Source organism: Hymenobacter nivis (genome assembly GCF_006439025.1).
Lineage (GTDB): Bacteria > Bacteroidota > Bacteroidia > Cytophagales > Hymenobacteraceae > Hymenobacter > Hymenobacter nivis_A.
In genome coordinates this window covers 149,866-175,917 of sequence record NZ_RCYZ01000003.1, presented here as the reverse complement: position 1 = coordinate 175,917, position 26,052 = coordinate 149,866, and the positions used below count along the sequence as shown (strand labels likewise).

Genomic DNA, 26,052 nt, shown 5'->3' with positions numbered 1-26,052 from the left:
AAACAAAAACCAAGGCGTCGTTAAGCGGCGTCGGCGTCGGCGGCCAGGGCCAGTGCCGACACGTAAGCTTCCGCAAACGCTACAAAGTAATGCTGTAACACGAGAAAATTATCTTTCACGTCGGCGGCGGGGTCCTCCTTGAGTTGGATTTCGAGCGTCCGGGCCTGCGCCGCGAGGGCCACCGCGCCCACCGTGGCGGCCGTGCCCTTGAGCTGGTGCAGGGGCGAGAGCAGCGCTGTGCCGTTGGCTGCCGAGGCCGCTTCGGCCAGCGGGGCGGCATCGGCCACCAGCTGCCGGGCCTCCTCCTCAAACTCGCGGTACAGGTCGGTGGCAAACTCGGGGCCCCCCAGTTCCTGGAGCTGGTGCAGCACCGCCAAGTCGAGCACCGGCTCCGGCGGAGCGGGGGGCGTAGCGGCTGCCGCCACCACAGGGGCTACCACCGCCACTGGAGCGGCGACGGGTGCCTCTAAAGGCGCCGCCTCAACCACTGGGGCTGCTGTGGCCACGGGCGCTGCTGCGATAAGAGCCCCAGGAGCTGCTACGGATGCGGTGGCTTCCGGGGCGGGCGGCAGGGCCAGGGGCTCGGGGGCCCCGGCGGCGGCGCGGGGGCGGCGGGCCGGGCGGGGGCGCACCCAGCGGTGCAGCACCTCGTTCAGGCGCTGGGTTTTCACGGGCTTGCCCACGTAGTCGTCCATGCCCTGGCGCATGAAGCGGCTGGCGTCTTCCTGCATCGAGTAGGCCGTCATGGCCACCACGGGCGGGCAGCCGGTGCCCAGGCGCTCCCGAATTTCGCGGGTGGCCGTGATGCCGTCCATGTCGGGCATCTGGATGTCCATGAAAATCAGGTCGTAATTGGCCCCCAGCGCCGTGGCCTGGGCAATGGCGTCGGGGCCGTCGGTGGCCACGTCCACCACGCAGCCCAGCTTGTAGAGCAGGCGCTGGCCCACTTTCTGGTTGATGGGGTTGTCGTCGACGAGCAGGATATGGGGCGGGGTGAGGAACGTCTGCACGGGGCCCTCGGCGTCGGGCAGTGCCACGGGCAGGTCCTCAAACTCGGCCTGGCGGCAGCGGATGGTGAACCAGAACACGCTACCCTGGCCGGTGTCGGAAAACACGCCGATTTCGCCACCCAGCAGCTCGGCCAGCTGCCGGCTGATGGCCAGGCCCAGGCCCGTGCCGCCGTAGGTTTTGCTGGAGGTGGTGTCGAGCTGGGTGAAGTTGGTGAACAGGCGCGAGGCGTCGTCGGGCGAAATGCCGATGCCCGAGTCCTGCACCGCGAAGCGCACCGTGTGGTAATCGCCGTCGGTGGCCACCGACGACACCACCACGCTCACCGTGCCCTCGTTGGTGAACTTGAGGGCGTTGGCCACCAGGTTCGAAAGGATTTGCAACAGGCGCACCTCGTCCGTCACGATGAAGCGCGGCGTGTGGGGCGTGATGTGGTAGGTGAAAATCAGGCGCTTCTGCTCGGCCCGGTACAGGAACAGCGAACGGATGCGCTCGAGCACGGACTTCAGCTCCAGGGCCCCTTCCTGCAGGCGCATCTTGCCGGCCTGGATCTTGCTCAGGTCCAGGATGTCGTTGAGGATGGTGAGCAGCGCGTCGCTGCTCTTGCGCAGCGTGTCCACGTACTCGCGCTGCTCGTCGGTGTTCACCGTCTGGTTCAGCAGGTCAATCATGCCGATGATGCCGTTCATGGGCGTGCGCAGCTCGTGGCTCATGTTGGCCAGGAACTGCGTTTTGGCCTCCAGGGCGGCCTCGGCCGTGTCTTTGGCCAAGCGCAGGTCGTCCTGCATCTGGTGCAGCTCGGTTACGTCGCGGGCAATGCCCTCGCTGCCGGGGGCCCCCTGCACGGCCTGGCGGGCGTTGATGAGCACACTCACCGGATGGCCGGCGCGGTGGCGCATGGCGGTTTCGAAGTTGCGCAGGTTGCCGGTGTGCTCCACCAGGCTGGCCAGGCGGTCGGTGGTGGAGGCTTCGTAGTAGAAGTCGCGCACCGGGCGGCCCAGCACCTCGTGGGGCTCGTAGCCCAGCACCTCGCGCACCGACGGGCTGACGATGGTGAGCAGCCCCGCCTCGTCGGTGCGGTAGTACACGTCCTGGAACGACTCGAAGATGGAGCGGAACTTCTCCTCCTGGGCCTCCAGGGCCAACTGGGCCCGCTTCTGCTCGGTGATGTCGTGGGCGATGGCCGAAATCTCCTCGAACGAGCCGTCGCCGAGGTAAATCGGGTTCAGGTGCACCTCAATCCAAAGGTCGCGGCCGCGCAGGTCGCGCAGGCGCACCTCAAAGCGCTGGGGCTGCCCGGTTTCGGCCAGCTGGTAGTACTGCATGAAGGTCGAGCGCGGCTCGTCGTCCATGCGGGCCAGGTCGGCCACGCGCAGGTCGAGGCCGCGGGTGGCGGGGGCCCCGTTGCGGCGCAGGAAGTAGGCCCCGTAGTTGCGGTTGAACGAGGCCAAGCGGCCGCGCCCGTCCACGGTCCACATCAAGTGCGAGCCGCTCTCAAAAATGGCGTTCAGGCGCGCGTTCTGGCGCTGGATCTGCTCCTCGTTGCGCTTGCGCTCGATGGCCAGCGCCACCTGGTTCGAGATGAAGTGGAGCACGTCGAGGTCGCCGGGCGCGTAGGCATCGGGGCGGTGGTAGTCCTGCACGGCCAGCACCCCGATGATGCGCTCGCCCACGCTCAGCGGCGAGGCCAGCATCACCTCCGGCATCAGCCCGAAGGCCGTGATGGTGCCGTTTTGCACCAGCTGCTGCATCTCGGCCCGGGTGATGTAGCGCGGCTGCCCGCCGCGAATGACATACTCCGAGAGGCCCGACGAGAACGGGCGCGGGGCGTGGGCCCGGGGCTGGGGGTGCTGGTCCACGTAATACGCAAACTGCAGCTCGGTGCGGGCGTCGTCGCAGAGGGCAATGAACAGGTTGCTGGTTTCGATGATCTTGCTCAGCTCGCGGTGGATGGCCCCGTAGAGGGCGGCCAAGTCCTTGGCGCTGATGGCCAGGTTGGCGATGCTGTAGTACACCTTCTGCAGGCGCTCGGCCTTGATGCGGTCGGTGATGTCGTGCAGGATGGCGTGGCCGCTCACCGGCTGGCCGGGCTCGCGCACGGCGCTGAGGCTACCAATCAGGTGCACCGGCTTGCCGGTGCTGGTCAGGAACACGGTTTCGATCTTGTTTACCGGCTCGCCTTCGTACAAGTTGCGCAGCTGATAGAGCAGCTTGGCCTTGTAGTAGGGGTGCACCACGTCGGTGAGGGAGCGGTGGGCCAGGTCGGCGTCGGTGTAGCCGAGCTTTTCCTTCCAGGCCTTGTTCACGAAGAGCAAGTTGTTGTCGGCGCTCAGGTGCATCACTAGGTCCTGGGCGTTGTCGAGAAACTCCTGCAAGTGCGAGCCCTCGTGGCTGGAGAGCACGGGCGGCGGGGCGCTGCGGTCGGCAATTTCCTGGCCCGCCAGCCACAAGCCCGTCACGTGGCCGCCCCCGTCGCGGGCGAAGCCGCCCTGCCAGCGCAGCACGCGCACGTAGCCGGCGCGGGTGAGCACGGCGCACTCCAGGCTGTCGTCGAGGCGCTCGCGCTCCAGGTACTCGTGGTGGGCCTGCTCGCGGGCGGCGCGCTCGCTGGGCGGCACAAACAGGCGGTAGAACGAGCGCCCCAGCACCTGCGCCCGCTCGTAGCCGGTAAGGGCCAGAAAGGTCGTGTTCACGTCCACTACCAGCCCCTGCCGGTCGGCCAGCACGTACGATTGCCCGAGCTGGTCAAACAGCGCGGGCAACGGGGGAACAACGGGCGTGGGCGGCTGAACCGTGTGGGAAGGCGACATAGACACGAACGAATAGCAATAGAAATAGGGCCCTGGGCGGCACAATCCGCCCAGGCGTAAGTTTGGCTAAATTACTACTAAAAATATGATGCCGCCGGCAAAAAAGCAGCTGCCGCCACCGCGGCCCCCCGGCGGGCCCCGGCTGCTCTTCGCCGCCACCACCGATTTGGTGCACGACCAGCGCATGCAGCGCATCTGTAGTAGCTTGCAAAATGCTGGATACCAAGTAGAATTGGTAGGCTGGGCGCGGCCCGCCTCGGGGCCCCTGCCGGCCCAAAGCTACCGCCAGCACCGCCTGCGCGGCTGGTTTCAGGCGGGCAAGCTGTTTTACCTCGAATACAACCTGCGCCTGCTGCTGTACCTGCTGGGCCGGCGCGCCGACGCCTGGTGCGCCGTGGACCTCGACACGGCGCTGCCCGTGTGGCTGCGCGCCCGCCTGGGCGGCCAGCCGCTGGTGTACGACGCCCACGAGCTGTTTACGGAAACGCCCGAAGTGGTGGGCCGGCCCGCCGTGCAGCGGGCCTGGCGCTGGGTGGAGGGCTTCGTGGTGCCCCGTGCCCGGCTGGCCTACACCGTGGGCCCCGCCCTGGCGCGGGTGTTTGAGGAGCGCCACGGCCGGCCGTTTGCCGTGGTGCGCAACGCCAGCCGCCCGGGGCCCCCGGCGGCCGTCGCGCCCGGCCCCGGGGCCCCCGCAGAAACTAGGGCCCCCGCAGAAACCGAGGAAGCCGGGGGCCCCGGCGGCTACGTGCTCTACCAGGGCGTGCTGAACGTGGGCCGCGGCCTAGAGGCCCTGCTCGACGCCATGCCGCGGGTGCGCGGCCGCTTGGTGCTGTGCGGCGAGGGCGACTGCTCGGCCGCGCTGCGGGCCCGGGCCCAGCGCCTGGGGCTACTGGCCTCGGGGCAGGTGGAGTTCCGGGGCTACGTGCGGCCCGAGGCGCTGCGGGCCGTCACGGCCCGGGCAGCGGTGGGGGTGATGCTGCTCGAAAACCGGGGCCTAAGCTACTATTACTCGCTGGCCAACAAGTTCTTCGACTACGTGCACGCCGGCATCCCGCAGGTGCTCATCGACTTCCCTGAGTACCAGGCCCTGAACGAGGCCCACGACGTGGCCGAGCTCGTGCCCGACCTTGAGCCCGGGGCCCTGGCCGCGGCCCTCAACCGCCTGCTGCCCGGCGGCGACGCCGCCCGCGCCCGGCAGCTGGCCGCCAATTGCCGCCGCGCTGCCCCGCACCTCAGCTGGGCCCACGAAGAAAAAGTGCTGCTGGCGCTGTACGCCGACCTGTTCAGGGGCCCCGGCCTGTAGCGCGGACTTTGTAGTCCGCGCTATAGACCGCGCTGCATTCCGCGCGACCGGCAAACTCCGCTAGCTTTGCTCGTAGCACTTGCCGCCGATTTTATATGCTGAAAAAACTACTGCCCGCCTTGCTGCTGGGCGCCGCCGGCTTCGGCGCGGGGGCCCTGGTGGCCCGCCCCACCGCCGCCGAGCCCGTGACCGTGCCGCTGCTGCGCGCCGCCCAGGAACTGCTGGGGCTGCACTTCACCGATGCCCAGCTGGATTCGGCCCGGGGCCCCATCGGGCGCAACCGCAGTAGCTACGACGAGCTACGCAAAATTGCGCTGCCCAATACCGTGGCCCCCGCCCTAGTGTTTGACCCCGTGCCGCTGCGCCTGCGCCTAGCCGCCCCGGCTGGCAAGCTGGGTCCCGACCGGATGGCCCCCATCGGCAAAGTGAAAATGCCCGCCAACCGCTACGACTTGGCCTTTTACACCGTGCGGCAACTGGGCGAGTTGCTACGCACCAAGCAAGTATCGTCGGTCGAGCTGACGGAATTTTTCCTGGCGCGGCTGCGCAAATATTCGCCGCAGCTGCTGTGCGTCGTCACGCTCACCGAGGAGCTGGCCATGCAGCAGGCGCGCGCCGCTGATGCTGAAATAAGGGCCGGGCGCTACCGGGGGCCCCTGCACGGCGTGCCCTTCGGCGTAAAGGACTTATTCAGTACCAAAACCTACAAAACCACTTGGGGCTCGGTGCCTTACAAAGACCAAACGTTGGACGAAGACGCCGCCGTGGTGACGCGCCTGCGCGACGCCGGGGCCGTGCTGGTGGCCAAGTTCACGCTGGGTGAGCTGGCGATGGGCGACGTGTGGTTCGGGGGCCGCACCCGCTCGCCGTGGGACATTAAGCAGGGCTCCAGCGGGTCGTCGGCGGGCTCGGCTTCTGCTGTGGCGGCGGGGCTGGTGCCGTTCGCGCTGGGCACCGAAACGCTGGGCTCCATCGTGAGCCCGAGCACGGCCTGCGGCACCACCGGCCTGCGCCCCACCTTCGGGCAGGTGAGCCGCGCCGGGGCCATGGCCCTGAGCTGGAGCATGGACAAAGTGGGGCCCCTGGCCCGCTCGGCCGAAGACTGCGCCCTGGTGTTCCGGGCCATTCAGGGCGAAGACCCGCGCGACGTGGCCACGCTGCTGCGCCCCCGCGCCGCCGCCGACTTCCGCTGCGCCTTCGACACCGACGTGAAAAAGCTGCGCGTGGGCTACCTCAAGGCTGATTTTGATGGAACGTACCCCTCCAAAGGCACCGACCAGGCCACCCTCGACGCGCTGCGCAAGCTGGGCGTGGAGCTGGTGCCCCTCGACCTGCACAACCTGCCCGGCGGCGAGCTCACCTTCCTGCTCAGCGCCGAGGGCGCGGCGGCCTTCGACGACCTCACCCGCTCGGGCCGCGACGCGCTCATGGTGAACCAGGGCCGCAACGCCTGGCCCACCACGTTCCGGGCCGCCCGCTTCGTGCCGGCCGTGGAATATATCCAGGCCCAGCGCGCCCGCCGCGTGCTCATCGAGGACGTGGACAAGCGCCTGCGGGGCCTCGACGCCTACGTGGGGCCCTCGTTCAATAGCCCTAGCCTGGTCATCACCAACCTCACCGGGCACCCGGCCGTGGTGGTGCCCAACGGCATGCGGCCCAACGGCTTACCGGCCACCATCACCTTCACCGGCCAGCTCTACGGCGAGGCCAAGCTGCTGGCCCTGGCCAAGGCCTACCAAGACGCCACCGCCTTCGATGAGCAGCACCCGCCGCTTTTTCAGTGAGCGGTGAGCAGTTTCTTTGTACAAGTGGGGAACCACTAGACCGTCATGCAGCGCGCAGCGAAGCATCTATTTCGCGTTACTAATCCTGATTGTTACCGCTAGGAAGATGCGTCGCTGCGCGCTGCATGACTGTCTCATTGTTACTTACTCCTTGCCACCTGTTCATTGCTAACTGACTTACTGCCCGCCGATATTCTGGCCCAATTGGGGCCCCGGGCCGATGATGCGCGCCCGGTGCTGCTGGTGGTGGCCGGGCCCACGGCGGTGGGCAAAACGGCCCTGTGCGTGCGCCTGGCCCAGCACTTCGGCACCGAAATCGTGTCGGCCGACTCGCGCCAGTTTTTCCGCGAGATGAGCATCGGCACGGCCAAGCCCACGCCGGCCGAGATGGACGGCGTGCCGCATCATTTTGTTGACAGCCATAGCGTTGCCGAAGAATACAGCGCCGGCCGGTTTGCCGCCGATGCGCTGGCCACGCTCGACGCGCTGTTCCAAACGCACCCCGTGGTCATCCTCACCGGCGGCTCGGGGCTGTACGTGCAAGCTGTGACCGATGGCCTCGATGAGCTGCCCGGCGTGCTGCCCGAGGTGCGCGCCCAGCTGCAAGCCGAGCTGGGGGCCCACGGCCTGGGGCCCCTGGTGGCCGAGCTGGCCGCCACCGACCCCGTGGCCCACGCCCGCATCGACCCGCAAAACCCCCAGCGCGTGCTCAGGGCCCTGGAAATTACCCGCGGCACGGGCCGCCCTTTCTCCAGCTACCATACCCACGACACGGCCGCCCGCGACGCCGCCCGGCCCTTCCGGGTCGTCAAAGTAGCCCTCACCCGCGAACGGAACGTGCTCTACGAGCGCATCAACCAGCGCGTGGACAACATGCTGGCCGACGGCCTGCTAGCCGAGGTAACTGGCCTGCTGCCCCAGCGCGCCCGCCCCGCCCTGCAAACCGTGGGCTACCAGGAAATCTTCGGCTTCCTCGACGGCGAATACGACTGGGACGAGGCCGTGCGCCTGCTCCAGCGCAACACCCGCCGCTACGCCAAGCGCCAGCTCACGTGGCTGCGCCGCGACGCGGCCTACCAGTGGGTGGAGCTGGGGTAGGTTTTATAGGGGAAGAGGGTGTGGGGGTAGGAGGGTAGGAGTTTTTCGCTTGTTGCGCAACTCTTACCCTCCTACCCCCACACCCTCTTCCCCTATAAAACCTACACGCTCAAAATCTCCACCATGCGCATGAAGCTCTGGTTGATGGGCTTTTTCTTGCTGATGGTGTCGATGAACGGCGTGTAGACCAGCTTGCGGTCGATGATGCCGGCCATCACGTTCTTCATGCCGTTCATGAGGCCCTCAACGGCGGCGATGCCGATTTGCGAGCCCAGCAGGCGGTCGGCGGCGGTGGGGGAGCCCCCGCGCTGGATGTGGCCGATGACGGTCACGCGGGTGTCGAGCTGCGGGATGGCGGCCTTGACGTGGGCCGCCACGTGGTGGGCGTTGCCCTCCACGTCGCCCTCGGCCACGATGACGATGAACGAGGTTTTGTGGCGCTGCCAGCCGCTGCGCAGCGTTTCGATGGCGGCCTCCACGCTCATCTGCGTTTCGGGCACCATCACGATTTCGGCCCCGCCGCCGATGGCGCACGGAATGGCAATGTAGCCCGAGTCGCGGCCCATCACCTCGATGAAAAAGCAGCGGTCGTGCGAGTCGGCCGTGTCGCGGATTTTGTCCACGCACTCCAGGGCCGTGTTCACGGCCGTATCGTAGCCGATGGTGTAGTCCGTGCCGTAGAGGTCGTTGTCGATGGTGCCCGGGGCCCCCACCGTGGGAATGCCGAACTCCTGCTCGAAGACCATGGCTCCGGTGAAGGTGCCGTTGCCGCCGATGGCCACCAGGCCCTCAATGCCGTTGTTAACAAGCTGATCGAATGCCTGTTGGCGGCCTTCCTTGGTGCGGAACGAGTGGCTGCGGGCCGACTTGAGGATGGTGCCGCCTTTCTGCACGGTGTTCGATACGGAGGCCGAGTCCAACTTCACAAATTCGCCCCGCATCATGCCCGAGTAGCCGCGCATGATGCCGTATACCTCAATGCCGTGATAGGTGGCCGTGCGCACCACCGCGCGGATGCACGCGTTCATGCCCGGCGAGTCGCCACCGCTGGTAAAAACTCCGATTCGCTTCATAATAATTCGAAAAATCCTGTTTCGCCCCTTTTTCAGTGCAAACCGCGCAAAGGTGCGCGTTTCAGCGGAACAAACCTAGCTTTTTGCCGTTAGCAACCCCGTCCGGCCCAGGGGCCCTGGCCGCCGGTATTTTGCCAAAAGAGATATAAAAATTCGGTAAATTCCTGTAACTTACCGTCGGCAACTGCCAAAACTCGCTTCCCACCCGCGTCCTACCCTTAATTTATCGTCCCATGTTCGGTTTTTTCGAAAATGAGCAGGCCAAAAAAATCAAAGGCCACCTCTGCAACCTCGCGGCCTTGGCCAAAGCCGACGGCCACATCGACGACCGCGAGATGAGTTTCATCATCACGGTGGGCAAGAAAAACGGGATGGGCGCCTCCGACGTGCGCAAAATTGTGGCCGGCAACACCAACGGCGTGTCCGACCTGCCCACCACCGATTCGGAGCGATTTGACCAGATTTTTGACCTTGTGGACATGATGCTCTCCGACGGCGTGGTGGACGAGAACGAGATGGATTTCTGCATTGGGATGGCCGAGAAGCTGGGCTTCCGCAAGGCCATTGTGGGGGTGCTGGTGCGCAAAATCTCGCAGGGCGTGAAGGACGGGCTGCCCGAAGACCGCATCAAGGAAGAGAGCCTGCAGTTCTTGAACTACAACGACTTGCCCGCTAAATAAGCACCGGCCTGGTTGGCAGTGCCCGGTTTGCGCCGGGGCCCTAAACGGCCCGCGCAAACCGGGCTTTTTTGTGCCCAGCCCCCCGCATCAAGGGGCCCCCGCCGTCGAGTACGTCTACAGCCGGCGCGAGCTGGTCGAAAAAATTTCGGCCCGGCCCCGGGGCCCCGGTACTTCGCTGCGAACCTATTCAGCGACGTTATGCGGCTTCGAATCTCTACGCTCCTCTTTTTTATTCTGTGGAAAACTGCTGCCGTGGGCTGGGCCCAGGGCGTGGACGTGCGCGGCACCGTGCTAAACGCCGCCCGGCAGCCCGTGGAATTTGCCACCGTGGTGCTGCTCAGCGCCCAAGATTCGAGCGGCGTGCAGGCCACCGTGGCCGACGCCGCTGGCGCCTTTGTGCTGCGCGGCGTGGCGCCGGGGCCCTACCGGCTGCGGGCCTCGTTTGTGGGCTGGCTGCCCGGCACGCAGCGGCTGGCGGTGGCCGCCGGGGCCCCGCCGGCGCCCGTGCAGCTGGTGCTGCGCCCGGCGCCCCAGCAGCTGGGCGAGGTGCAGGTGACGGCCCTGCGCCCACGCATCACCCAGCTGCCCGACCGCTTGGTGATGGACGTGGCCAGCACGCCGCTCGCCGCCGGCTACACCGCCCTGGAGGTGCTGGCCCGCGCGCCCGGCGTGTACGTGGACCCGCGCACGGAAACGGTGTCGCTGAACGGTAAGGGCACGCTGGTGGTGGTGGACGGCAAGCGCACCTACATGTCGGCCGCCGATTTGGCCGTGTTCCTCAAGGGCATGCCCAGCCAGGAGCTGCAAAAGGTGGAGCTGATTACCAGCCCCGGCGCCAAGTACGACGCCGAGGGCCCCGGCGGCGTGGTGAACATCGTCACCAAAAAAAGCCTCCAGAACGGCACCAAGGGCAGCCTGACGCTGGGCGCGGGCGGCACCACCAACAGCCGCCAAACCGCCGGCCTTTCCCTCAACCACAAGGCCGGGGCCCTGGCCCTGTACGGCGGCTACAACCTGGCCGGCCGCCAAACCCGGGTGAGCGACGAGTCGCAGATTGACTACCTCGGGGGCCCCGGCGCCGACGTGACGGCCACCCACTTGCTGACCTCGGCCACGCCCACCCGCCAGCTGGCGCACAACGTGAAGGCCGGCCTCGACTGGCAAGTGGGGCCCCGCACCGCCCTCAACCTGTACCTGCGCGGCCTGCGCACCGACCGCACCAGCGTCACCAGCGCCGCCACCCAGCTGCTGCGCGGCCCCGGGGCCCCCGCCGATTCCACGCTCGACAGCCAAACCAACACCGCCTATAATTCCACCCAGTTCTCGGGCAACCTGGGGCTCAAGCAAACCTTGGATTCGGCCAGCACGCTCACCGCCGACTTGGATGTTTCGCGCTACCAATCGGCGGGCGAAAACCAGATTACCAACACTTTTTATACCGCCCAGGGCCCCGTGCCGGACCGCGGCCTGCAGCTGCGCAACTACCTGCCCACGGGCATCCGCATCGTGGCCGGGCAGGTGGACTACGAGCGGCGGCTGGGCGGCGGCACCCTCGGGCTGGGCGCCAAGCACAGCTACGTGGCCTCGGAAAACGACGCCCGCTACGAGCTGCTGCAAACCGGCGAGTGGCAAAACGACGCGGGCCGCACCAATTACTTCACGTACCGCGAAAACGTGTCGGCGGCCTACGCCACCTTCGCCGGCAAGCGCTACGGGCTCGACTACCGGTTTGGGCTGCGGCTCGAAAACACGAACTCGCTGGGCGAGCTGCGCACCACCGGCCAGCAAAACGCGCGGCACTACACCAGCCTCTTCCCGTCGGCGCTGGTGAGCCGGGCGGTGGGCAAAAACGACTTCGTGAGCTTGGCCTACGGCCGCCGCATCCAGCGGCCCAGCTACCAGAGCCTCAACCCGTTTATCTACTTCCAGGACGTGTACACCTACTCGCAGGGCAACCCGTTTTTGCGCCCCGAGTACGCGCACGCCCTCGACTTCACCTACACCGCCCGCAGCGCCTACGTGTTTGCCTTGGGCTACTCACAAACCACGGACGTGATTTCGTGGGTGACGCAGCGCACGGGCCCCGGCTCGCTCGTCACGCAGTCGCGGGCCGAAAACCTGGACCGCCAGCGCGAGTGGACGCTGACCGTAACCGCCCCCTACTCGCCCTGGAAGTGGTGGACGATTACCAACGCCCTGAACGTCAGCTACGCCACGTTCTTCCTGAATTCGGTGGCCAACGCGCCGCGCACCGTGCAGGGCGTCGGCGGCGTGTACAGCATCGCCAACGATTTCGCCGTAAAGGGCGGCTGGGTGCTCAGCGCGTCGGGCTACTTCCAGAGCCCCATGCCCCGGGGCGTGGCGCAGGCCCGCGGCCAGGCCTCGGCCTACCTGGGGGCCCAAAAGAAGTTCCTCGACGACCGCCTCGCCCTGCGCGTCACCTACAGCGACATCTTCCGCTCGGCCCGCTCCGTCACGCGCACCGAGTTCGCTAACCTGCGCACCAACAGCACCTACCGCTGGGATTCCAACTACTTCGTGGCCACGCTCACCTACCAACTGGGCAACCAGAAGGTGAAGGCCGCCAACAAAAACCGCAACGTATCGGGCGATGAAGAAGGCCGCATCAATTGAGCCCGGGGCCCTAGCCGGGGCCCCCGGGGCAAACGGGAGTACTTTAGCGGGAGCCGCGTACCGCGCTCAGGGCGTTGCTTTGCCGGCGAATAGCCGCGGCCAGCAACAGGCCGGGCCTCCCGTTAGTCCTTTCTCTATGTCGAAAACATCGGCGGGTTTTGCAAATATCCTGTTGGGCATTAATACCAGCCGGCGCGCGACGGTGCTGTTGCACGTTGCCTTCTGGGCGGCGCTGTACTGCCTTTATTTCTACCAAAGCCGGTGGTTTACCGGCGACGAGCACCCCCGCAGCACAGTGCTTATTGCCCTAAGCAAATGGGGGGTCATCGCCGGGGCGTTTTACGCCACGATGTACGTCCTCCACCGCGCGTACTCCCCGCTGCTGAAACTGCTGCTGGTAGCAACCGCGTGGTGCCTCACCATAGTGAGCTATGACCTGGTTTCCTATTACTTGTACAACTACATCAACGACACCGTACCGAAGCTGCCGACCTATTTTCATAACATCGTAAAAGGCATTTCTGTAAAGGGCCCCTGGACATTTTTGTACGACAGGAATGCCTTTTACCTGCACTTCCTGCAACTGAACATTGGCTTGTTCATTCCCGTCATTATCAAGCTGGGGCGCTGGGCTGCTCGGTCGCGTATCAAGGCCATTGCCCTCGAAAAAGACAACCTGAAGCTGGAGCTGGAATTCCTGCGGGCGCAAATCAACCCGCACTTTCTGTTTAATACCCTGAACAGCGTGTACTCGCTGATTGAGGACAAGGACAAGACCGCCGCATTCATCATCGTGTCGCTCTCCGACATGATGCGCTACGCGCTGTACGACGCCGCCACCACCGAAGTGGACGTAGCCAAGGAGCTGGCCTTCATCCAGAACTACATCGAAATCCAGCAGATTCGGCACCGGCGGCGGTTGGAAGTGGAGCTGGAAATTGCGCCCGATTTGGGGCCCCAGCGCATCCCGCCGCTGCTGCTCATCAACTTCGTAGAAAATGCCGTGAAGCACGGCGTGGATAAATTGCGCCACGATGCCTGGGTGCGCATCCGCGCCTACCGTGACGAGCTGGGCACGTTCTGCTTCGCGGTGGCCAACGCCCGGCCGGTGCAGGCGGGCGCCGACGTCCGCGAGGGCATCGGCACCCGCAACACCCGCCGCCGGCTCGACCTCCTGTACCCCGGTGCCTACTCGCTGCAAACCAGCCACACCGCCACCCAATTCGACATCCTGCTCCGCCTATGGCCCCCGCACAACGGCTGACCTGCGTCATCATCGACGACGAGCCCCTGGCCCAGGAGCTGCTCCAGAAGTACCTCGGCCGCCTCGGCTTCGTGGCGCTGCTGGCCACCTTCGACAACGCCGTGGAGGCCCTGGCCCGGGTGGAGGCGCTGCGGCCCGACTTGGTGCTGCTCGACGTGAACATGCCGGAAATGAACGGCTTGGAGTTCCTCAACACGTTCACGCGCTGGCGGCCGGCCGTCATCTTCACCACCGCCTACTCCGAGTACGCCGTGCAGGGCTTTGAGTACGACGCGGTGGATTTTCTGCTCAAGCCCATCACCTTCGAGCGGTTTGCGCGGGCCATTGGCAAGGCGCGCCAGCAGCTAGCGCCCGCCGGGGCCCCCGAGCCGCCGCCGGGGCCCCCGGCCGAGCGCCAGCGCATGCTGCTCATCAAGGAAAACAAGAAGTTCCTGCGCGTGTCCGTCGACGACGTGCTGTTCGTGGAAGGCATGAAGGACTACCTCAAAATTTACACGAAAGCTGAAGTCGTCGTCGCGCACATGACCATGACCAAGATGGCGGAACTGCTCGACGCCGCTGATTTCCTGCGCGTGAACCGCTCGTACCTCGTGCAGAAAGCCGCCATCAAGGCCATCCACGGCAACACCATCGAAATCGTGAACGGCATGGAAGTCCCCGTAGGCATCAACTACCGCGAAACCATCCGCCAAATGACCGACAAAGGCGTGCTGTAGGGCCTACGCCGCGGCCCCCGCCACAAACTCAATGGCCCGCAGCAGGCCGGCGCAAGCGGCGTCAATTTCGGCGTCGGTGATGACCAGGGGCGGGGCTAGGCGCAGCGAGTTGTCGCAGAACAGGAACCAGTCGGTGAGGATGCTTTCGTGCGCCAGGGCCCTGTCGATGATGGGCTTGAGCACGTCGAACGAGTCAAATTCCACCGCCATCAGCAGGCCGCTGCCGCGCACCGCCCGGATGGCCGGGTGCCGCAGCTGCACCCTGAACCGGGCTGCTTTTTCGGCCACGCCGGCGGCCAGGTTTTCGTCCTGCATGACCTGGAGCGTGGCCAGGGCCGCCGCGCAGCTCACCGGGTGGCCCCCAAAGGTGGTGCAGTGCCCCAGGATGGGGTTGGTCTTGAAGCCGCTCATGATTTCCGTGGTGGAAATGAACGCCCCGATGGGCATGCCGCCGCCCATGCCCTTGGCACACACCAAGATGTCGGGCTCGATGCCGTGCTGCTCGAAGGCCCACATGGTGCCCGTGCGCCCGTAGCCGCACTGGATTTCGTCGAGGATAAGCAGGGCCCCCACCTCGCGGCAGCGGCGGCGCAGGGCCGGCAGGTAGTAGGGCAGGGGCAGGCGCACGCCGGCCTCGCCCTGCACCGTTTCGATGACCACGGCCGCCGTTCGCTCGGTAATCAGGGCCAAGTCAGCGAAGTCGTTGTGGCGGATGTGGCGCACGTTGGGCAGCAGCGGGCGGTAGCTGTTCTTGAAGCTTTCGGAGCCGGTGATGGACAGGGCCCCGTGCGTGGAGCCGTGGTAGGCGTTCATGCACGACACCAATTCGGTGCGGCCGGTGTGGCGCTTGGCCAGCTTCAGGGCCCCCTCGATGGCCTCGGCGCCCGAGTTAGTGAAGTATACCGAGTCGAGGTGCACGGGCAGGGTTTGGTGCAGGGCCTCGGCCAGCTGGGCGGGCACGGCCTGCACCAGCTCGCCGTACACCATCAGGTGCAGGTACTTGTCGAGCTGGGCGTGGATGGCGGCCAGCACCCGCGGGTGGCGGTGGCCCACGTTGCTCACGCCGATGCCCGAAATCAGGTCGAGGATCGGGCGGCCTTCGGGCGTGTACATGTACACGCCTTCAGCCCGCTCAATTTCTAGCAGCAGCGGAAAATCGGAGGTTTGGGCCTGGTGTTTCAGGAAAAGCTGGCGGGGAGTGAGGACCACAGAGAAAGCAGGATTTAACGAGCCGGCGCGAAGATTTAGGGGCCCCGCGCCGGGCAAAATGCGTAACGGGCGCCGCGCCGTTGCCGCGGCGAAACATGGTAACCGCCGCCGGCCCGTTTCGATTATTTGGCAAAAATAAAGGGGCCGCTGCGGGGGCGCAGCAGCCCCGCAAAAGGAGCATTCTAATCCAAGACGGCGGATTTATTCCGGGGCGCCCATCGCCGGGGTCCCCGCTACCCGCTTGATGACCTCCTTAGTGAAGTCGCGCTCGGCGGCCAGCAGCTGGGCCACCTGCCGCAGCGAGAGCACCTTCTGGAACTTGTCGAAGTATTCCTTTTCCAGGTTCAGCTCCTGCTGGCGGGTGGCGTAGGTCTGGGTCAGGTTCTCGCGGATTTGCTGGTCGGTGAGGCCCTCGATTTGCTCGCGCTTGAGGGACCGGCTGGCGCGGTTCAGCGCCCGGCGGCGCGTAATAAACTCGTTGTACACCGGCCAGAAGCGCTGGGCCTGGTCCTGCGTCAAGGACAACCGGCTGGTGAAGAAGGCAATGCGGGCATTGTCGAGCTGGCTCAGGCGCTCGGCCCGGGCAGCGCGCAGCTGCTGGCGGGGCCCCTGGGCCTGGGCGTGGCCACCAGCGGCCAGCAACAGGGCCCCCGCCAAGGCCAGTCGGCGCGGGGCGGCAATGATGGAAAAAAAGGCGGCAAACGGGTTCATCGGCAAAGCAAAAGGCTACAGGTAGTGGGCGTCCTCGGCGGCTTGCGCATCCAGGGCTTCGGTAAGTTCGGCGGGCGAGGGCTGCAAGAAGGTTTCGGCCATGCCGGGGCGGGCCGCCACCAGGGGGGCCAGATCGGTGGCGTCAAGATTAGCGCCGGGGCGCAGCAGGTAGGCCACCAGCTCGGTTTGCGGCACCGCATCAAGGGCGGCCGTAGCGGCACGGGCGCTCACCGCGGGGGCCCCCGGGCTGCCCAAGCCGCTCAGCCAAAACGAGCCCGCGAACCCGCCCAACACCGCCACCGAGGCCAGGCCTGTGCGCAGGGCCCCGGGCAGCAGGGCCCACCAGGCCGCGCCGCCCGCCAGGGCCCGGGGCAGGGCCGGGCGGCGGTCCATCACGCGGGTGGGCAGCTGGTCGAAGTAGTGCGCCGGCGGCGCGCTCAGCGGCGGCAGGGGCCGCCGGGGGTGCGCATCCAGCTTAAAGGCAGTTTTCATGGCAGTTGGATGAATGGGGTTCGGCATCGTTTAACCCGGTCCTGAAAAAATCTTACTGACTGGCGCGGGTCACGTAGTCTTCTACTTTTTTCACGGCGTGGTGGTAGCTCGCTTTTAGGGCCCCCACGCTGGTGCCGGTCACCTCGGCCATCTGCTCGTAGGGCATCTCGTCGTAGTAGCGCAGGTTGAACACCAGGCGCTGCTTGTCAGGAAGTTGCAGGATGGCTTTTTGCAAGGTCAGCTCGATTTCGTCGCCGGCCAGGGCCGGGTCGGCCTCTAGTTTTTCGGCCAGTTCGGCGCCCACGTCGTTCAGCGGCAGCAGGAACCGGCGGCGCTTGCTGCCCAAAAAACTTAGGCACTCGTTGGTGGCGATGCGGTAAATCCAGGTGAAAAGCTGAGCGTCTTGGCGGAAGTTTTCGAGGTGCTTCCACACCTTCACGAACACGTCCTGGGTGAGGTCGTCGGCGTCGGCGTGGTCCACCACCATCTTGCGCACGTGCCAATACACCTTCCGCTGGTACTTGCGCACCAGCTGATTAAATGCCAGGTTGCGGCTGGCGGGGTCGTGGAACAGGCGGAGGATTTCGTGGTCTTCCAAACGGGGAGGCCGGGGGGTGAGCGGGAAAGTGGCGGTTGGACGCCGCCGCACTGAGCAAGTTTAACGTCCGCCGTCAACAGTGCTAAATTGTGCTTGCTTCAACTCCAAAACCGCCGCTTCTCGCCCGGACCTGCGCCGCGCCAAACAAATTCCCCCGCCCATGAGCGTATTCAGTTTTCTCTTCCAAAAAGAGCGCCGAAAAAATGAGAGTGAGAAGGCTACGCTGCGGCAGCAGCTTTACCAAGCAAGGGAGGAAAATATAAGCCTTGGACAGAAAATAGCAGCATTGGAAGCCAAGCAAAAACGAATAGAATATTTACTAAGCCACAGGGTTAAGCCGAACGCGTGTTGCGTGGTGGAGCGAACCGCCAAGGGCGTTGAAGTGCTGTCAGTAGTTGGTGCCTTTGATGGCAGCGGGCAAGTAGAAATAGAAATCTTCGACCTCGTGGCGCCAACTTGTAGCGCAAACCGCCAACTGGTGCTGTGGGCCAAAAAAGAACCGAATGCCTCGCTTTACATACAAGATATTCAAGGCGGTGCCAGCAAAGGCCACGGCGAATTGGCGGTGAATTATTTACTTATCCTAGCAAAAAAGGAAGCCGTTGAAACGATACACGGCGCAATCAGCTCGGTTGATTTGGGACACTTTGACCGCCTACAGGCTTTCTATAAAAAGATGGGCTTTGAAATTATGGCCGGTGCAAACGGGGCCCCCGTGGGGGTAGAAAAAAAGCTGTTGTTGACGGCCATCGGGTGAAGGCAAGCCAAGTGCCCTGATCTTCCTCACCTGGGGCCCTACTGATGTCGTTGCACGGCTCCCGCGGCGGCGCGGTCGCGTGGGTGGTGCAGCTGGTACACCAGTTTTTCCACCAGGGCTGGGTCGTTGCGATGGAACTGCCGGATCAGGGTTTCGGAGGGAACGTACAGCGCCAGGCCCCCGGCCGCCGCAATGGCCATGGTAAACAGGCTTAGGCGTTGCCTGAACGCGGATAGTACTACCACTAAAGCCATGGTGGCCACGCCCACCACGAGCATGGTGTTGCCGCTGTTCCAATTCATCAGCTTGAACAAGGTGCCCACTAGCGTGACCGCCGCACTGATGCCCGTCACTTTGCGCAAGTAGTCGTCCATAAATGCGGCGGTAGTAGATGGGCCCGCAGCGGGAGCGGCGAGCAAGTACGAGCGCATAAGATACACCGCCGCCAGGGCCCCCAGCCCCAGAATTAGCAAGTAGCTGCCGGCGGGCACCAGGGCCCACTTAGCCGCTAGGCCCAGCAGCGCCGCGGGCCAGGCGATCTTTTCAACGGCGTTCAGTTGCTTTTCCAAGGAGTTGTTGTGCAGTAGGTTACTTTCCAAAAATGCCCACCGACGTCGTCTGCCCCGAGCGGATGGTGAAGTTGCGCACATCGGTGAACTTGCTGCCCAGCGCAGTTTTGGTGCGGAACACCAGGCGGTAGGCCCCCGGCTGCAGGGGCAGGTTGAGCTTGCTGCTACCGCCGTCGGGCAGGTTGTAGATCCAGGTTTGCGACTCGTCGTTGTTGAGTTGGTAAATGGAGCCGTAGCCCTTCAAATCGGCGGTTATGTTGAGCGTGCCGGGGGCCGGGTAGGTCACGGCCACCTCCTGGCCCTGGCGGATGCTGACGCGGCGCACCAGGCGCGGCAGCGTCAGCAGCTCTACGTCGTAGGCGCCGGCCAGCAGCTTCTGGCGGGCGCCGAAGGGCAGGGCCACGGCGGTGCCGGGGGCCCCGGCAGCCCGCACCACGGCCTGCACCGCACCGTAGGGGCTAGGCGTGAGCTGTGGCGGCTGCAAAAACAGCGTGCCCTGCGGCGTTTTGAAGGTCAGCACGTTGGCCTTGCCCGCCCGGATGGGCACGTTGGCCTGGCGCACGGCCGGCACCGTGTTGATTACCAGGTCGTAGCTCTGCAGGGCGTCGATGGCCAGCACGTCGGCGCGGCCCTGGGCGTCGCGGTAGTGCACGTAGTTGTACTCGGGCTGGCCAGTCACGTTGTTGACGAACGTGAGGTTGACGTTGCTTTCCACCGGGCGGCCGTCGGCGTCGGTCAGGTTCACGGCCACGGTGGTTTTGGCCAGCGTTTGGGCAATCACGTCGTTCATCACCGTGCGGAAGGTCTTCACCTCGGCCGCGTTGTAGTACTGGCCCAGGCATTCGAGTTGTTTGCCAAACTCCTTTTCGGCCCCGATGCCAATCACGAACGGTTTGAGGAACACGCGCTTGCGCTGCAAGTCGAGCGAGGCGGCGCACGGGTCGGCGTTGCACGACTCCAGGCCATCGGTGATGAGCAGCAGCACGTTGCGCGCCGTTTTGTCGGCCGGAAAATCGCCCGCCGACTGCCGCAGCGAATACGTGATGGGCGTGTTGCCCTGGGCCTTAAGCGTGGTGAGCTTGGCCTTGATGGCCGCGGCGTTGCGCGGCGCAAACGGCACTTCGAGGCGCGAATCCTCGCAGTTTTTGGCGCTATTTGGGAACTGGTGGCCGTACACGCGCAGGCCGAGCTCCAGGTTGGGGTAGGCGTTCAGCGAGTCGGCCATCTTGCCCAGCATGCGCTTGGCCACCTCCCAGCGCGGCTGGCCTTCCCACGGAGCCATCATCGAGCCCGAGGCGTCGAGTAGGAAGAGGATGCGGGTGGTTTTAGGTTTCTCGGGCGGCGCGTTTTGGGCCCGGGCCCCCGGGCCCAGCGCCAGCAGTGCGCCCAGCCACAGGGCCCCTAACGCGCTGGTTCTGCGAATAAAAAGCAATGGGCTCTTATGTGACATCGGGGCGAGCCGCGGGAAACTGCAACGCTGCGGGCGGCGCGAATGTAGCGCGGGGGCGGCGGGTCCGCGAGCAGGGGCCCCGGGCAAACCGCGTCAGCGCGGGAACCCAGGGGCCCCATGTGGCCAAGCCCTACGCCAGCAGCTGCGCGGCGTGGTCCTGGGTGTCTACTTTCTTGATGACCTTTTCGATAATGCCTTCAGCGTCAATCAAAAACGTGGTGCGGACGGTGCCCATGTAGGTTTTGCCGTAGTTCTTCTTTTCCTGCCACACGCCGTAGGCTTCCACGATTTTTTTGTCGGCGTCCACCAGCAGCGGGAAGGGTAGGTCGTACTTAAGGGCGAATTTCTTGTGGGCCGTTTCGCCGTCGATGCTCACGCCGATAACCTTGATGTTGTGGGTGTTGAGTTCTTCCTGGTGGTCGCGCAGGTTGCAGGCCTGGGCGGTGCAGCCGGGCGTATCGTCCTTGGGGTAGAAGTACAGCGCCACGCGCTGGCCGCGCAAAGCGACGAGCGAAACGGTGTTGCCGTCTTGGTCGAGGGCGGAGAAATCGGGGGCGGGCTGGCCGGGGGCGAGGGACATGGCGGTAAGGATGGGAAAGTCGTAAGTTACAAATTCAGCGGAATCACCCGCTCGTTGCCGGCTTGGTCGGTGAGGTGCAGCTCGGCGGGGCCGCGCAGCCGGGGCCCCAGCGTGTCGGTGGGCACGCTGAACAGCGTGGCGTTTTTGTATTCGTAGCGCAGCAGCCGGAACTGCCCGCCCACCAGCAGCTTGTAGCTGGCCAGGCCCGAGAGGTCGTCGCCGACGCGGAACAGCACCTGGCCGCCCGGCCGGCCCACCAGGCTGCCGGTGGGGGCCTTCTCGTCGGTGAGGATGCGGTAGGAGGCAAACTGCTTCACGATGGCCGAAATCTGGCCTTGCTCGTCCCACTGGCCGCCCACGTAGGCGCGGCCGCCCTTCAGCGTGGCCGAGTAAATGGCCGAGCGGCGCAAATCGGCGGGCGGGGCGGCGGGCTTCAGCGTGAGGCGCAGCGGATAGTAGAGCGGCGCGATGGGGTTGCCCACCGTCCAGAAGCCGCTGCCGGTGGCCTCGGGCCGGAAATTGGTGCCGAGGTACAGGTTCGTGAACAGCGTCTGGGGCCCAAACTGCAAGTTGACGTGGGCCGTGGAGTAGCTCATTTCCTTGCCCACCGGAATCATCGCCTGGCGGTCGAATACCTTGGTCACGCCCCGGAATTGCAGCGAGTCGGGCAGGCCGGCGCGCAGGTCGTAGAGGTACACGTTCTCGCTGGCCACGGTGTAGCTGGGCCGCACTTCGAGCTGGCGGTTGCCTTTGTAAATCACCAGGTTGCCGCCCACGGCCGCCGTGTCGGGGTCGGCGGCCACGGCCTTCAGCAGGTTGCGGTCGATTTCGTAACGTAGGGCCGGGCGCTTCACAGCGGCGGCGCGGGTTTTGAAGTAGGCCGGGGCCTGGCCGCGCAGCACGAAGTGCAAGGGCGTCTGGTTGTTATAGGAGTCGGCCAGCACCACGTCCACAGTGTACACTTGGCCGGCTTCCACGTTCAGGCGGCCACGCTGGGGCCCCGGGGCAGTGTACAGGGCCAGGTCGTTGCCCTCGTCCACCCACAGCTTTTGCAGCAGGCGGCCCAGGGTGTGCTGGTACTGGAAATCGACAAAGTTGGCCACCTGCCGGGTGCCCACGGGGAAGGGTACGGCGTCGATGTTGTGCTGGTAGTAGGGCTGGCCGTTCACCTGCACCGCCACCCGCTGGATGCCGTTCTTGTTCCACGCCCCGTCGAAGCGGTCGAAGCCCTGCACCAGCAACCCAATGGTGCCGAAGCAGTTGATGGTATCGGGCCAGGTGGTGGCCACGCCCGGGCCGGGCTGCACGCGGGGCACAAACACCTTCTTGTCGTAGCGGTTGGCCACGCGCGCCTCAATGCCCAGCGGCTCCACGGCAAAGGCCTGCAGGGTGGGGGCCACGTGGTCTTGCAGTTCGCTGAAGCCGCCCCACTGCAAGGGGTTGTACTGGCGGTCCTGGGCGTCGCGCACTTCCCAGTGCAGGTGGGGCCCCGCCGAGCCGCCGGTGTTGCCCGAGAGGGCCACCACCTCGCCGCGCCGCACGGGGTACTGGTCCTTGGCAAAAAATAGCTCCGTTTCGTAGGACTGCCGCTCGTACTGGCGGCGCAGCAGCTCGGCCGCCACGGGGCCCCGGAACTCGTTGAGGTGGCCGTACACCGTCGTTAGCCCGTTGGGGTGGGTGATATAGAGCACGTTGCCGTAGCCAAACGACGACTGCTTGAGCCGCGACACGTAGCCGTCGGCCGCCGCGTACACCGGCCGGTTCACCCCGCCGGCCGTCTTGATGTCGAGGCCGCCGTGGAAGTGGTTGGGCCGCAGCTCGCCCATGCTGCCCGCCAAAAAGCTTTGGGTGCCCGGGGCGATGGGAAACAAAAAGTAGCCCGGGGCCACCACCGGCCGGCCCCCCGCGGGCTGCGGCCGGGCGGCCCGGCGCTCGTCGGCCGTGTCGGCTTCCTGCCCGCCGGCGGGCAGGGCCAGGGCCCCGAGGCCCAGGGCCCCCACCACCACCAGCCCCCAGGCCCGCCACCGCCGGCAGGCCATCTTCGTAATCTGCAATACCCTCAAAACCAACTTGTTTATACTTTTAATATTTGGCCCGGGCGGCCGGCTCATCGCCGCCCGCCCGGTTTTGCCCCTACTTCACCGCCACTTCCAGCAGCTTTTCGCCCTCCAGGTACCCCACTAGCTGGTCGCCCACTTGCACGGGGCCCACGCCGGCCGGCGTGCCGGTGAAGAGCAAATCGCCCTGCTTGAGGGTGATGTAGCGCGAGACGAAGCTGATAATCTGGGCGAACGGGTGCAGCATCAGGCTGGAGTTGCCAGTCTGGCGGGTGTCGCCGTTCACTTCTAAGTGGAAGTTGATGTTGGCCAAATCCGCGAATTCGGCCACCGGCCGGAAGGTGGGGGAGATGGGCGCCGAGCCGTCGAAGGCCTTGGCCAGCTCCCAGGGCAAGCCCTTCTTTTTCAGCTCGCTCTGCAAGTCGCGGGCCGTAAAGTCGATGCCCAGGCCGATGGCGTCGAAGTAGGTGTGGGCGAAGGCCGCGTCGATGTGCCGGCCGTTTTTGCAGATGCGCAGCACCAACTCCAACTCGTAGTGGACGTCGGTCGAGAAATCGGGGTAGAAGAACGGCTGGCCGCGCTGCACCAGCGCAGTTTCGGGCTTGAGGAAGATGACGGGCGCGGACGGCGTTTCGTTTTGCAGCTCGGCGATGTGGTCGGCGTAGTTGCGGCCGATGCAGATAATTTTCATAACAAACGCGGGCAGGGAGTGGCGAAAGCCCAAAACTACGGCCCCCGGCGGCCCCCGCCGAACACTTGGCCGGCTGGTTTGCGTATGTTGAGGGTCCCCAGCCGGGCTTTGGTCTAAAAAGCGCCCGGCCCCGGGGCCCCTGTTCTACCTTTCCTAAACTATTCCTTCTATGCTTCGCAAAACAACTCTCCTCGCCGGCCTCGTGTTGCTGGCCTCGTGCGCCACGGTGCCCATCACCGGCCGCCGCCAGCTCAGCCTGGTGAGCGGTAGCGAGATGAACTCGCTGGCCACCACGCAGTACCGCACGTTCATTACCGAAAACAAGCTCTCCAACAACAGCGCCGAGGCGGCCATGGTGAAGCGCGTGGGCGAACGCATCCAGCACGCTGTGGAGCAGTACGTGGCCCAAAACAACATGCAGGGCCAGCTTGATGGCTACCAGTGGGAGTTCAATTTGGTGGATAACAAAGAAGTGAACGCCTGGTGCATGCCCGGCGGCAAAGTGGTGGTGTACACCGGCATCTTGCCCCTCACGCGCGACGAAAACGGACTGGCCGTAGTGCTGGGCCACGAAATTTCGCACGCCGTGGCCCGCCACGGCGCCGAGCGCATGAGCGACCAGCTCGTGGCCCAGGGCCTGAGCACAGCCCTGAGCACGGCCCTCTCGCAAAACCCCACTGCCACCAAAAGCCTGTTTATGCAGGCCGTGGGCGTGGGCAGCCAGGTGGGCATGCTCAAGTTCAGCCGCACCCAGGAGAGCGAGGCCGACCACCTGGGCCTGATCTTTATGGCGATGGCGGGCTACGACCCCAAGGGGGCCCTGCCGTTCTGGCAGCGCATGGCCGCCCAAAATCAGAGCAGCACCCCCGAGTTCCTCTCCGACCACCCCGCCGATGCCACCCGCATCGCCGACATTGAGCGCCTATTGCCCGAGGCCCAGAAATACTACAAACCCCGCTAACCCGTTGCCTCGCTTAACCTCCGCATCTTACGCTATGTCGATTCTTCCCCGTTTGGTAGGCCTGGGCCTGCTCACCCTTTTGGTAAGCTTGCTGCTGGGGGCCTGCGAAACCTCGCGCCGCAGCACCAACGAGCTGACCATGCCCGAGTACAACACCAAACCCACCGTCCCCAACAAGCAAATCGCGCAAACGGGGGGCGAGAAAATCGACTTCAAGGTGTCGCAGTCGGAGCTGGCCACGGCCTTTATCCGCGAGTTTGGCGACGGCACCGTGATTGACCGGGTGATGGTGCACAAAGCACCCCCCGAACCCAACGAGCCCGTGGTGTACTACCTCGTGGCCCTGGGCCTGCGCAACGGCATGTTCCGGGCCATGGCCCTGCCGCTGCTCGGCGGTGGCGACAACACGGTGTTTCTCAGCCCCACGGCCAACCGCTACGTCATCACCGGGGTGGGTTGCTCGTCGTGCTTCTTCAACTTCGAAGGTGACCGCATCATCGGCACGCTCTGCGAAGGCAACCCCGGCGGCGGCCGCTGCGACCTGCGCCGCTTGCCCGGCAACACGCTCTTCCCCAAATAGCTACTGCCATATGAAGCCGGCCCAAAAATGGCTGCTCCGCGCCGCCCTCACGGCCCTGGCCGTGCTGCTCACCACCGACAAGCGCCGGGCCCCCAAGCCGGGGCCCCCGCCCACCAAAAAGCCCGCCGAATAGGCGGGCTTTTTTTGCGTACCAATTGCCCGCGGCCGTGCCGCGGGTAGCCGCCGTGGCTACTGGATTTTGGTAACGGGCATTTGGCTGGTCATCACGCCTTCGGGCACGGTCTGGGCCGCGGCGATGTGGTCCAGCTGGGCGGGCTTGTCGGCCTCGCTGCGGCCGGAAGCCAGCAGCAGCTGGCCGTGGCGGGCGTACTCGTTCCAGTGGCGGCGAAAGGCGGGCTGCGCGTCGGTGGCCTTGGGGAAGTACGCCCATTCGTCCACGAGGCCGGTGGCGCGGTTCACCAGCACTTCGTAGCGGTTGTCGGGCGTCACGCCCACCTTGTTAAAGGTCATGCCCAGCACGTCGGCAGGGGCCCCGTCCATCGTTTTGCCCTCGCCTTTGTAGGTGAGGTTCACGCCCGGGTCGTTCAGCTTAAAGGGCATCACCAGCCAGTAGGAGTTGTTAATCCAGGTGGGCGTGAGTGTTTCGAGCACCTGCTGGCCGGCCGGCGAGGCCGAAATATCGCGGCCACGGCTGTACACGTGGCCCTGCTTGGTGTTCAGGTTGTAGTTGGCCACCAGCGTATCCTTTTCCCAGTGGAAATCGCCGGTCTGCTTGTCCCAAATCTGGTACTGGCCACCAAAAAAATCCCAAGCCAGGAAGCGGGTGTTTTTCCAAGCATCGGCCCCGCCCATGGCGGTCATTACGCGGTCGGCCACGGCCGTGGCCTTGGGGTCGGCGTTGGCGTTAGCAGTGCCGTTGGCCGAGCAGCCCAGCAGCAGCGCGCCCCCGGCCGCAGCGGCCGACAAACGCAAAAACGAGGAAACGAAACGCATAAGCGGGGCTGGGAAAAGGGGGGGAGTGGGGCCCCGGTGCTGGGGCCCCGCTAAAGGTAGCCGTTTTTTGCCT

23 protein-coding genes are annotated in these 26,052 nt (G+C 65.4%); 11 read left to right on the top strand and 12 right to left on the bottom strand.

The window, feature by feature from the left end; all coding sequences use genetic code 11:
* Nucleotides 1-20: 20 nt before the first annotated feature.
* On the bottom strand, nt 21-3,818 hold the full coding sequence (locus EAH73_RS08585; protein ID WP_140466084.1) for a PAS domain S-box protein: 3,798 nt from the start codon (nt 3,816-3,818) through the stop codon (nt 21-23).
* 85 nt (nt 3,819-3,903) lie between these two features.
* Here EAH73_RS08585 and EAH73_RS08580 point away from each other — a divergent pair, with 85 nt between their 5' ends.
* The 3 genes from EAH73_RS08580 to miaA all read left to right on the top strand — a co-directional run bounded on the left by EAH73_RS08580 (nt 3,904) and on the right by miaA (nt 8,003).
* Complete coding sequence (locus EAH73_RS08580) at nt 3,904-5,121, top strand: glycosyltransferase (RefSeq protein WP_140466083.1); 1,218 nt, start codon at nt 3,904-3,906, stop codon at nt 5,119-5,121.
* Between the two features lie 95 nt (nt 5,122-5,216).
* Nucleotides 5,217-6,905 carry an amidase gene (locus EAH73_RS08575; protein ID WP_140466082.1) on the top strand — a complete coding sequence of 563 codons (1,689 nt, stop codon included), beginning with the start codon at nt 5,217-5,219 and terminating at the stop codon, nt 6,903-6,905.
* A 165-nt stretch (nt 6,906-7,070) separates the two neighbouring features.
* Complete coding sequence (gene miaA / locus EAH73_RS08570; protein ID WP_240047190.1) at nt 7,071-8,003, top strand: tRNA (adenosine(37)-N6)-dimethylallyltransferase MiaA; 933 nt, start codon at nt 7,071-7,073, stop codon at nt 8,001-8,003.
* A 101-nt stretch (nt 8,004-8,104) separates the two neighbouring features.
* Here miaA and pfkA read toward each other — a convergent pair whose 3' ends face one another.
* Nucleotides 8,105-9,076, bottom strand: a complete 972-nt coding sequence (pfkA, locus tag EAH73_RS08565) for a 6-phosphofructokinase (RefSeq protein ID WP_140466081.1) — start codon at nt 9,074-9,076, stop codon at nt 8,105-8,107.
* Nucleotides 9,077-9,309: 233 nt separating this feature from the next.
* Here pfkA and EAH73_RS08560 point away from each other — a divergent pair, with 233 nt between their 5' ends.
* From EAH73_RS08560 to EAH73_RS08545, 4 genes are all read left to right on the top strand, one after another.
* On the top strand, nt 9,310-9,756 hold the full coding sequence (locus tag EAH73_RS08560; protein ID WP_140466080.1) for a TerB family tellurite resistance protein: 447 nt from the start codon (nt 9,310-9,312) through the stop codon (nt 9,754-9,756).
* Between the two features lie 198 nt (nt 9,757-9,954).
* Nucleotides 9,955-12,390 carry an outer membrane beta-barrel protein gene (locus EAH73_RS08555; protein ID WP_140466079.1) on the top strand — a complete coding sequence of 812 codons (2,436 nt, stop codon included), beginning with the start codon at nt 9,955-9,957 and terminating at the stop codon, nt 12,388-12,390.
* Between the two features lie 136 nt (nt 12,391-12,526).
* Nucleotides 12,527-13,654, top strand: coding sequence for a sensor histidine kinase (locus tag EAH73_RS08550; RefSeq protein ID WP_161599484.1), 1,128 nt, complete (start codon nt 12,527-12,529; stop codon nt 13,652-13,654).
* Nucleotides 13,633-14,370: a LytR/AlgR family response regulator transcription factor gene (locus tag EAH73_RS08545; protein ID WP_140466077.1), complete on the top strand. Its 738-nt coding sequence runs from the start codon at nt 13,633-13,635 to the stop codon at nt 14,368-14,370. Before EAH73_RS08550 ends, EAH73_RS08545 begins: the two co-directional genes overlap by 22 nt.
* 3 nt (nt 14,371-14,373) lie before the next feature.
* Here the strand turns inward: EAH73_RS08545 and EAH73_RS08540 are convergent, their stop codons facing one another.
* From EAH73_RS08540 to EAH73_RS08525, 4 genes are all read right to left on the bottom strand, one after another.
* Nucleotides 14,374-15,579, bottom strand: a complete 1,206-nt coding sequence (locus EAH73_RS08540) for an aspartate aminotransferase family protein (RefSeq protein WP_205012983.1) — start codon at nt 15,577-15,579, stop codon at nt 14,374-14,376.
* A 201-nt stretch (nt 15,580-15,780) separates the two neighbouring features.
* Complete coding sequence (locus tag EAH73_RS08535) at nt 15,781-16,290, bottom strand: hypothetical protein (protein ID WP_140466076.1); 510 nt, start codon at nt 16,288-16,290, stop codon at nt 15,781-15,783.
* Between the two features lie 15 nt (nt 16,291-16,305).
* Entirely contained in the window at nt 16,306-16,782 is a 477-nt protein-coding gene (locus tag EAH73_RS08530) for a hypothetical protein (protein WP_140466075.1), read from the bottom strand.
* A gap of 52 nt (nt 16,783-16,834) precedes the next feature.
* Nucleotides 16,835-17,380 carry an RNA polymerase sigma factor gene (locus tag EAH73_RS08525; RefSeq protein WP_140466074.1) on the bottom strand — a complete coding sequence of 182 codons (546 nt, stop codon included), beginning with the start codon at nt 17,378-17,380 and terminating at the stop codon, nt 16,835-16,837.
* 160 nt (nt 17,381-17,540) lie between these two features.
* Between EAH73_RS08525 and EAH73_RS08520 the strand changes: the two genes are divergently transcribed.
* A complete protein-coding gene (locus tag EAH73_RS08520) occupies nt 17,541-18,137 on the top strand; it encodes a hypothetical protein (protein WP_140466073.1) in 597 nt (198 codons plus the stop codon).
* 38 nt (nt 18,138-18,175) lie between these two features.
* On the opposite strand, the gene EAH73_RS08515 is transcribed toward EAH73_RS08520, so the two are convergent.
* From EAH73_RS08515 to EAH73_RS08495, 5 genes are all read right to left on the bottom strand, one after another.
* Nucleotides 18,176-18,706: a GldL-related protein gene (locus EAH73_RS08515; protein ID WP_140466072.1), complete on the bottom strand. Its 531-nt coding sequence runs from the start codon at nt 18,704-18,706 to the stop codon at nt 18,176-18,178.
* A gap of 19 nt (nt 18,707-18,725) precedes the next feature.
* Nucleotides 18,726-20,138 (bottom strand): vWA domain-containing protein, encoded by a 1,413-nt coding sequence (locus tag EAH73_RS08510; protein WP_240047189.1) that lies wholly within the window; start codon nt 20,136-20,138, stop codon nt 18,726-18,728.
* A gap of 148 nt (nt 20,139-20,286) precedes the next feature.
* A complete protein-coding gene (bcp, locus tag EAH73_RS08505; RefSeq protein WP_140466070.1) occupies nt 20,287-20,736 on the bottom strand; it encodes a thioredoxin-dependent thiol peroxidase in 450 nt (149 codons plus the stop codon).
* Between the two features lie 26 nt (nt 20,737-20,762).
* Complete coding sequence (locus EAH73_RS08500; RefSeq protein WP_161599483.1) at nt 20,763-22,799, bottom strand: M23 family metallopeptidase; 2,037 nt, start codon at nt 22,797-22,799, stop codon at nt 20,763-20,765.
* Nucleotides 22,800-22,869: 70 nt separating this feature from the next.
* Nucleotides 22,870-23,484 (bottom strand): fumarylacetoacetate hydrolase family protein, encoded by a 615-nt coding sequence (locus EAH73_RS08495; RefSeq protein ID WP_140466068.1) that lies wholly within the window; start codon nt 23,482-23,484, stop codon nt 22,870-22,872.
* Nucleotides 23,485-23,653: 169 nt separating this feature from the next.
* Between EAH73_RS08495 and EAH73_RS08490 the strand changes: the two genes are divergently transcribed.
* The 3 genes from EAH73_RS08490 to EAH73_RS23875 are packed head-to-tail and all read left to right on the top strand — an operon-like array spanning nt 23,654 to nt 25,158.
* Nucleotides 23,654-24,445, top strand: coding sequence for a M48 family metallopeptidase (locus tag EAH73_RS08490; RefSeq protein WP_140466067.1), 792 nt, complete (start codon nt 23,654-23,656; stop codon nt 24,443-24,445).
* Between the two features lie 34 nt (nt 24,446-24,479).
* On the top strand, nt 24,480-25,025 hold the full coding sequence (locus EAH73_RS08485; RefSeq protein ID WP_140466066.1) for a hypothetical protein: 546 nt from the start codon (nt 24,480-24,482) through the stop codon (nt 25,023-25,025).
* A 10-nt stretch (nt 25,026-25,035) separates the two neighbouring features.
* Nucleotides 25,036-25,158, top strand: coding sequence for a hypothetical protein (locus EAH73_RS23875; RefSeq protein ID WP_262711077.1), 123 nt, complete (start codon nt 25,036-25,038; stop codon nt 25,156-25,158).
* 56 nt (nt 25,159-25,214) lie between these two features.
* On the opposite strand, the gene EAH73_RS08480 is transcribed toward EAH73_RS23875, so the two are convergent.
* Nucleotides 25,215-25,979, bottom strand: coding sequence for a hypothetical protein (locus EAH73_RS08480; RefSeq protein WP_140466065.1), 765 nt, complete (start codon nt 25,977-25,979; stop codon nt 25,215-25,217).
* Nucleotides 25,980-26,052 lie beyond the last annotated feature (73 nt).

Excerpts from the sequence above, each read along its gene's own strand:
- EAH73_RS08585 (WP_140466084.1), bottom strand. The coding sequence starts at position 3,818 with ATGTCGCCTTCCCACACGGTTCAGCCGCCCACGCCCGTTGTTCCCCCG.
- EAH73_RS08580 (WP_140466083.1), top strand. The coding sequence starts at position 3,904 with ATGATGCCGCCGGCAAAAAAGCAGCTGCCGCCACCGCGGCCCCCCGGC.
- EAH73_RS08575 (WP_140466082.1), top strand. The coding sequence starts at position 5,217 with ATGCTGAAAAAACTACTGCCCGCCTTGCTGCTGGGCGCCGCCGGCTTC.
- pfkA (WP_140466081.1), bottom strand. The coding sequence starts at position 9,076 with ATGAAGCGAATCGGAGTTTTTACCAGCGGTGGCGACTCGCCGGGCATG.
- EAH73_RS08560 (WP_140466080.1), top strand. The coding sequence starts at position 9,310 with ATGTTCGGTTTTTTCGAAAATGAGCAGGCCAAAAAAATCAAAGGCCAC.
- EAH73_RS08555 (WP_140466079.1), top strand. The coding sequence starts at position 9,955 with ATGCGGCTTCGAATCTCTACGCTCCTCTTTTTTATTCTGTGGAAAACT.
- EAH73_RS08550 (WP_161599484.1), top strand. The coding sequence starts at position 12,527 with ATGTCGAAAACATCGGCGGGTTTTGCAAATATCCTGTTGGGCATTAAT.
- EAH73_RS08545 (WP_140466077.1), top strand. The coding sequence starts at position 13,633 with ATGGCCCCCGCACAACGGCTGACCTGCGTCATCATCGACGACGAGCCC.
- EAH73_RS08535 (WP_140466076.1), bottom strand. The coding sequence starts at position 16,290 with ATGAACCCGTTTGCCGCCTTTTTTTCCATCATTGCCGCCCCGCGCCGA.
- EAH73_RS08530 (WP_140466075.1), bottom strand. The coding sequence starts at position 16,782 with ATGAAAACTGCCTTTAAGCTGGATGCGCACCCCCGGCGGCCCCTGCCG.
- EAH73_RS08520 (WP_140466073.1), top strand. The coding sequence starts at position 17,541 with ATGAGCGTATTCAGTTTTCTCTTCCAAAAAGAGCGCCGAAAAAATGAG.
- bcp (WP_140466070.1), bottom strand. The coding sequence starts at position 20,736 with ATGTCCCTCGCCCCCGGCCAGCCCGCCCCCGATTTCTCCGCCCTCGAC.
- EAH73_RS08495 (WP_140466068.1), bottom strand. The coding sequence starts at position 23,484 with ATGAAAATTATCTGCATCGGCCGCAACTACGCCGACCACATCGCCGAG.
- EAH73_RS08490 (WP_140466067.1), top strand. The coding sequence starts at position 23,654 with ATGCTTCGCAAAACAACTCTCCTCGCCGGCCTCGTGTTGCTGGCCTCG.
- EAH73_RS08485 (WP_140466066.1), top strand. The coding sequence starts at position 24,480 with ATGTCGATTCTTCCCCGTTTGGTAGGCCTGGGCCTGCTCACCCTTTTG.
- EAH73_RS23875 (WP_262711077.1), top strand. The coding sequence starts at position 25,036 with ATGAAGCCGGCCCAAAAATGGCTGCTCCGCGCCGCCCTCACGGCCCTG.
- EAH73_RS08480 (WP_140466065.1), bottom strand. The coding sequence starts at position 25,979 with ATGCGTTTCGTTTCCTCGTTTTTGCGTTTGTCGGCCGCTGCGGCCGGG.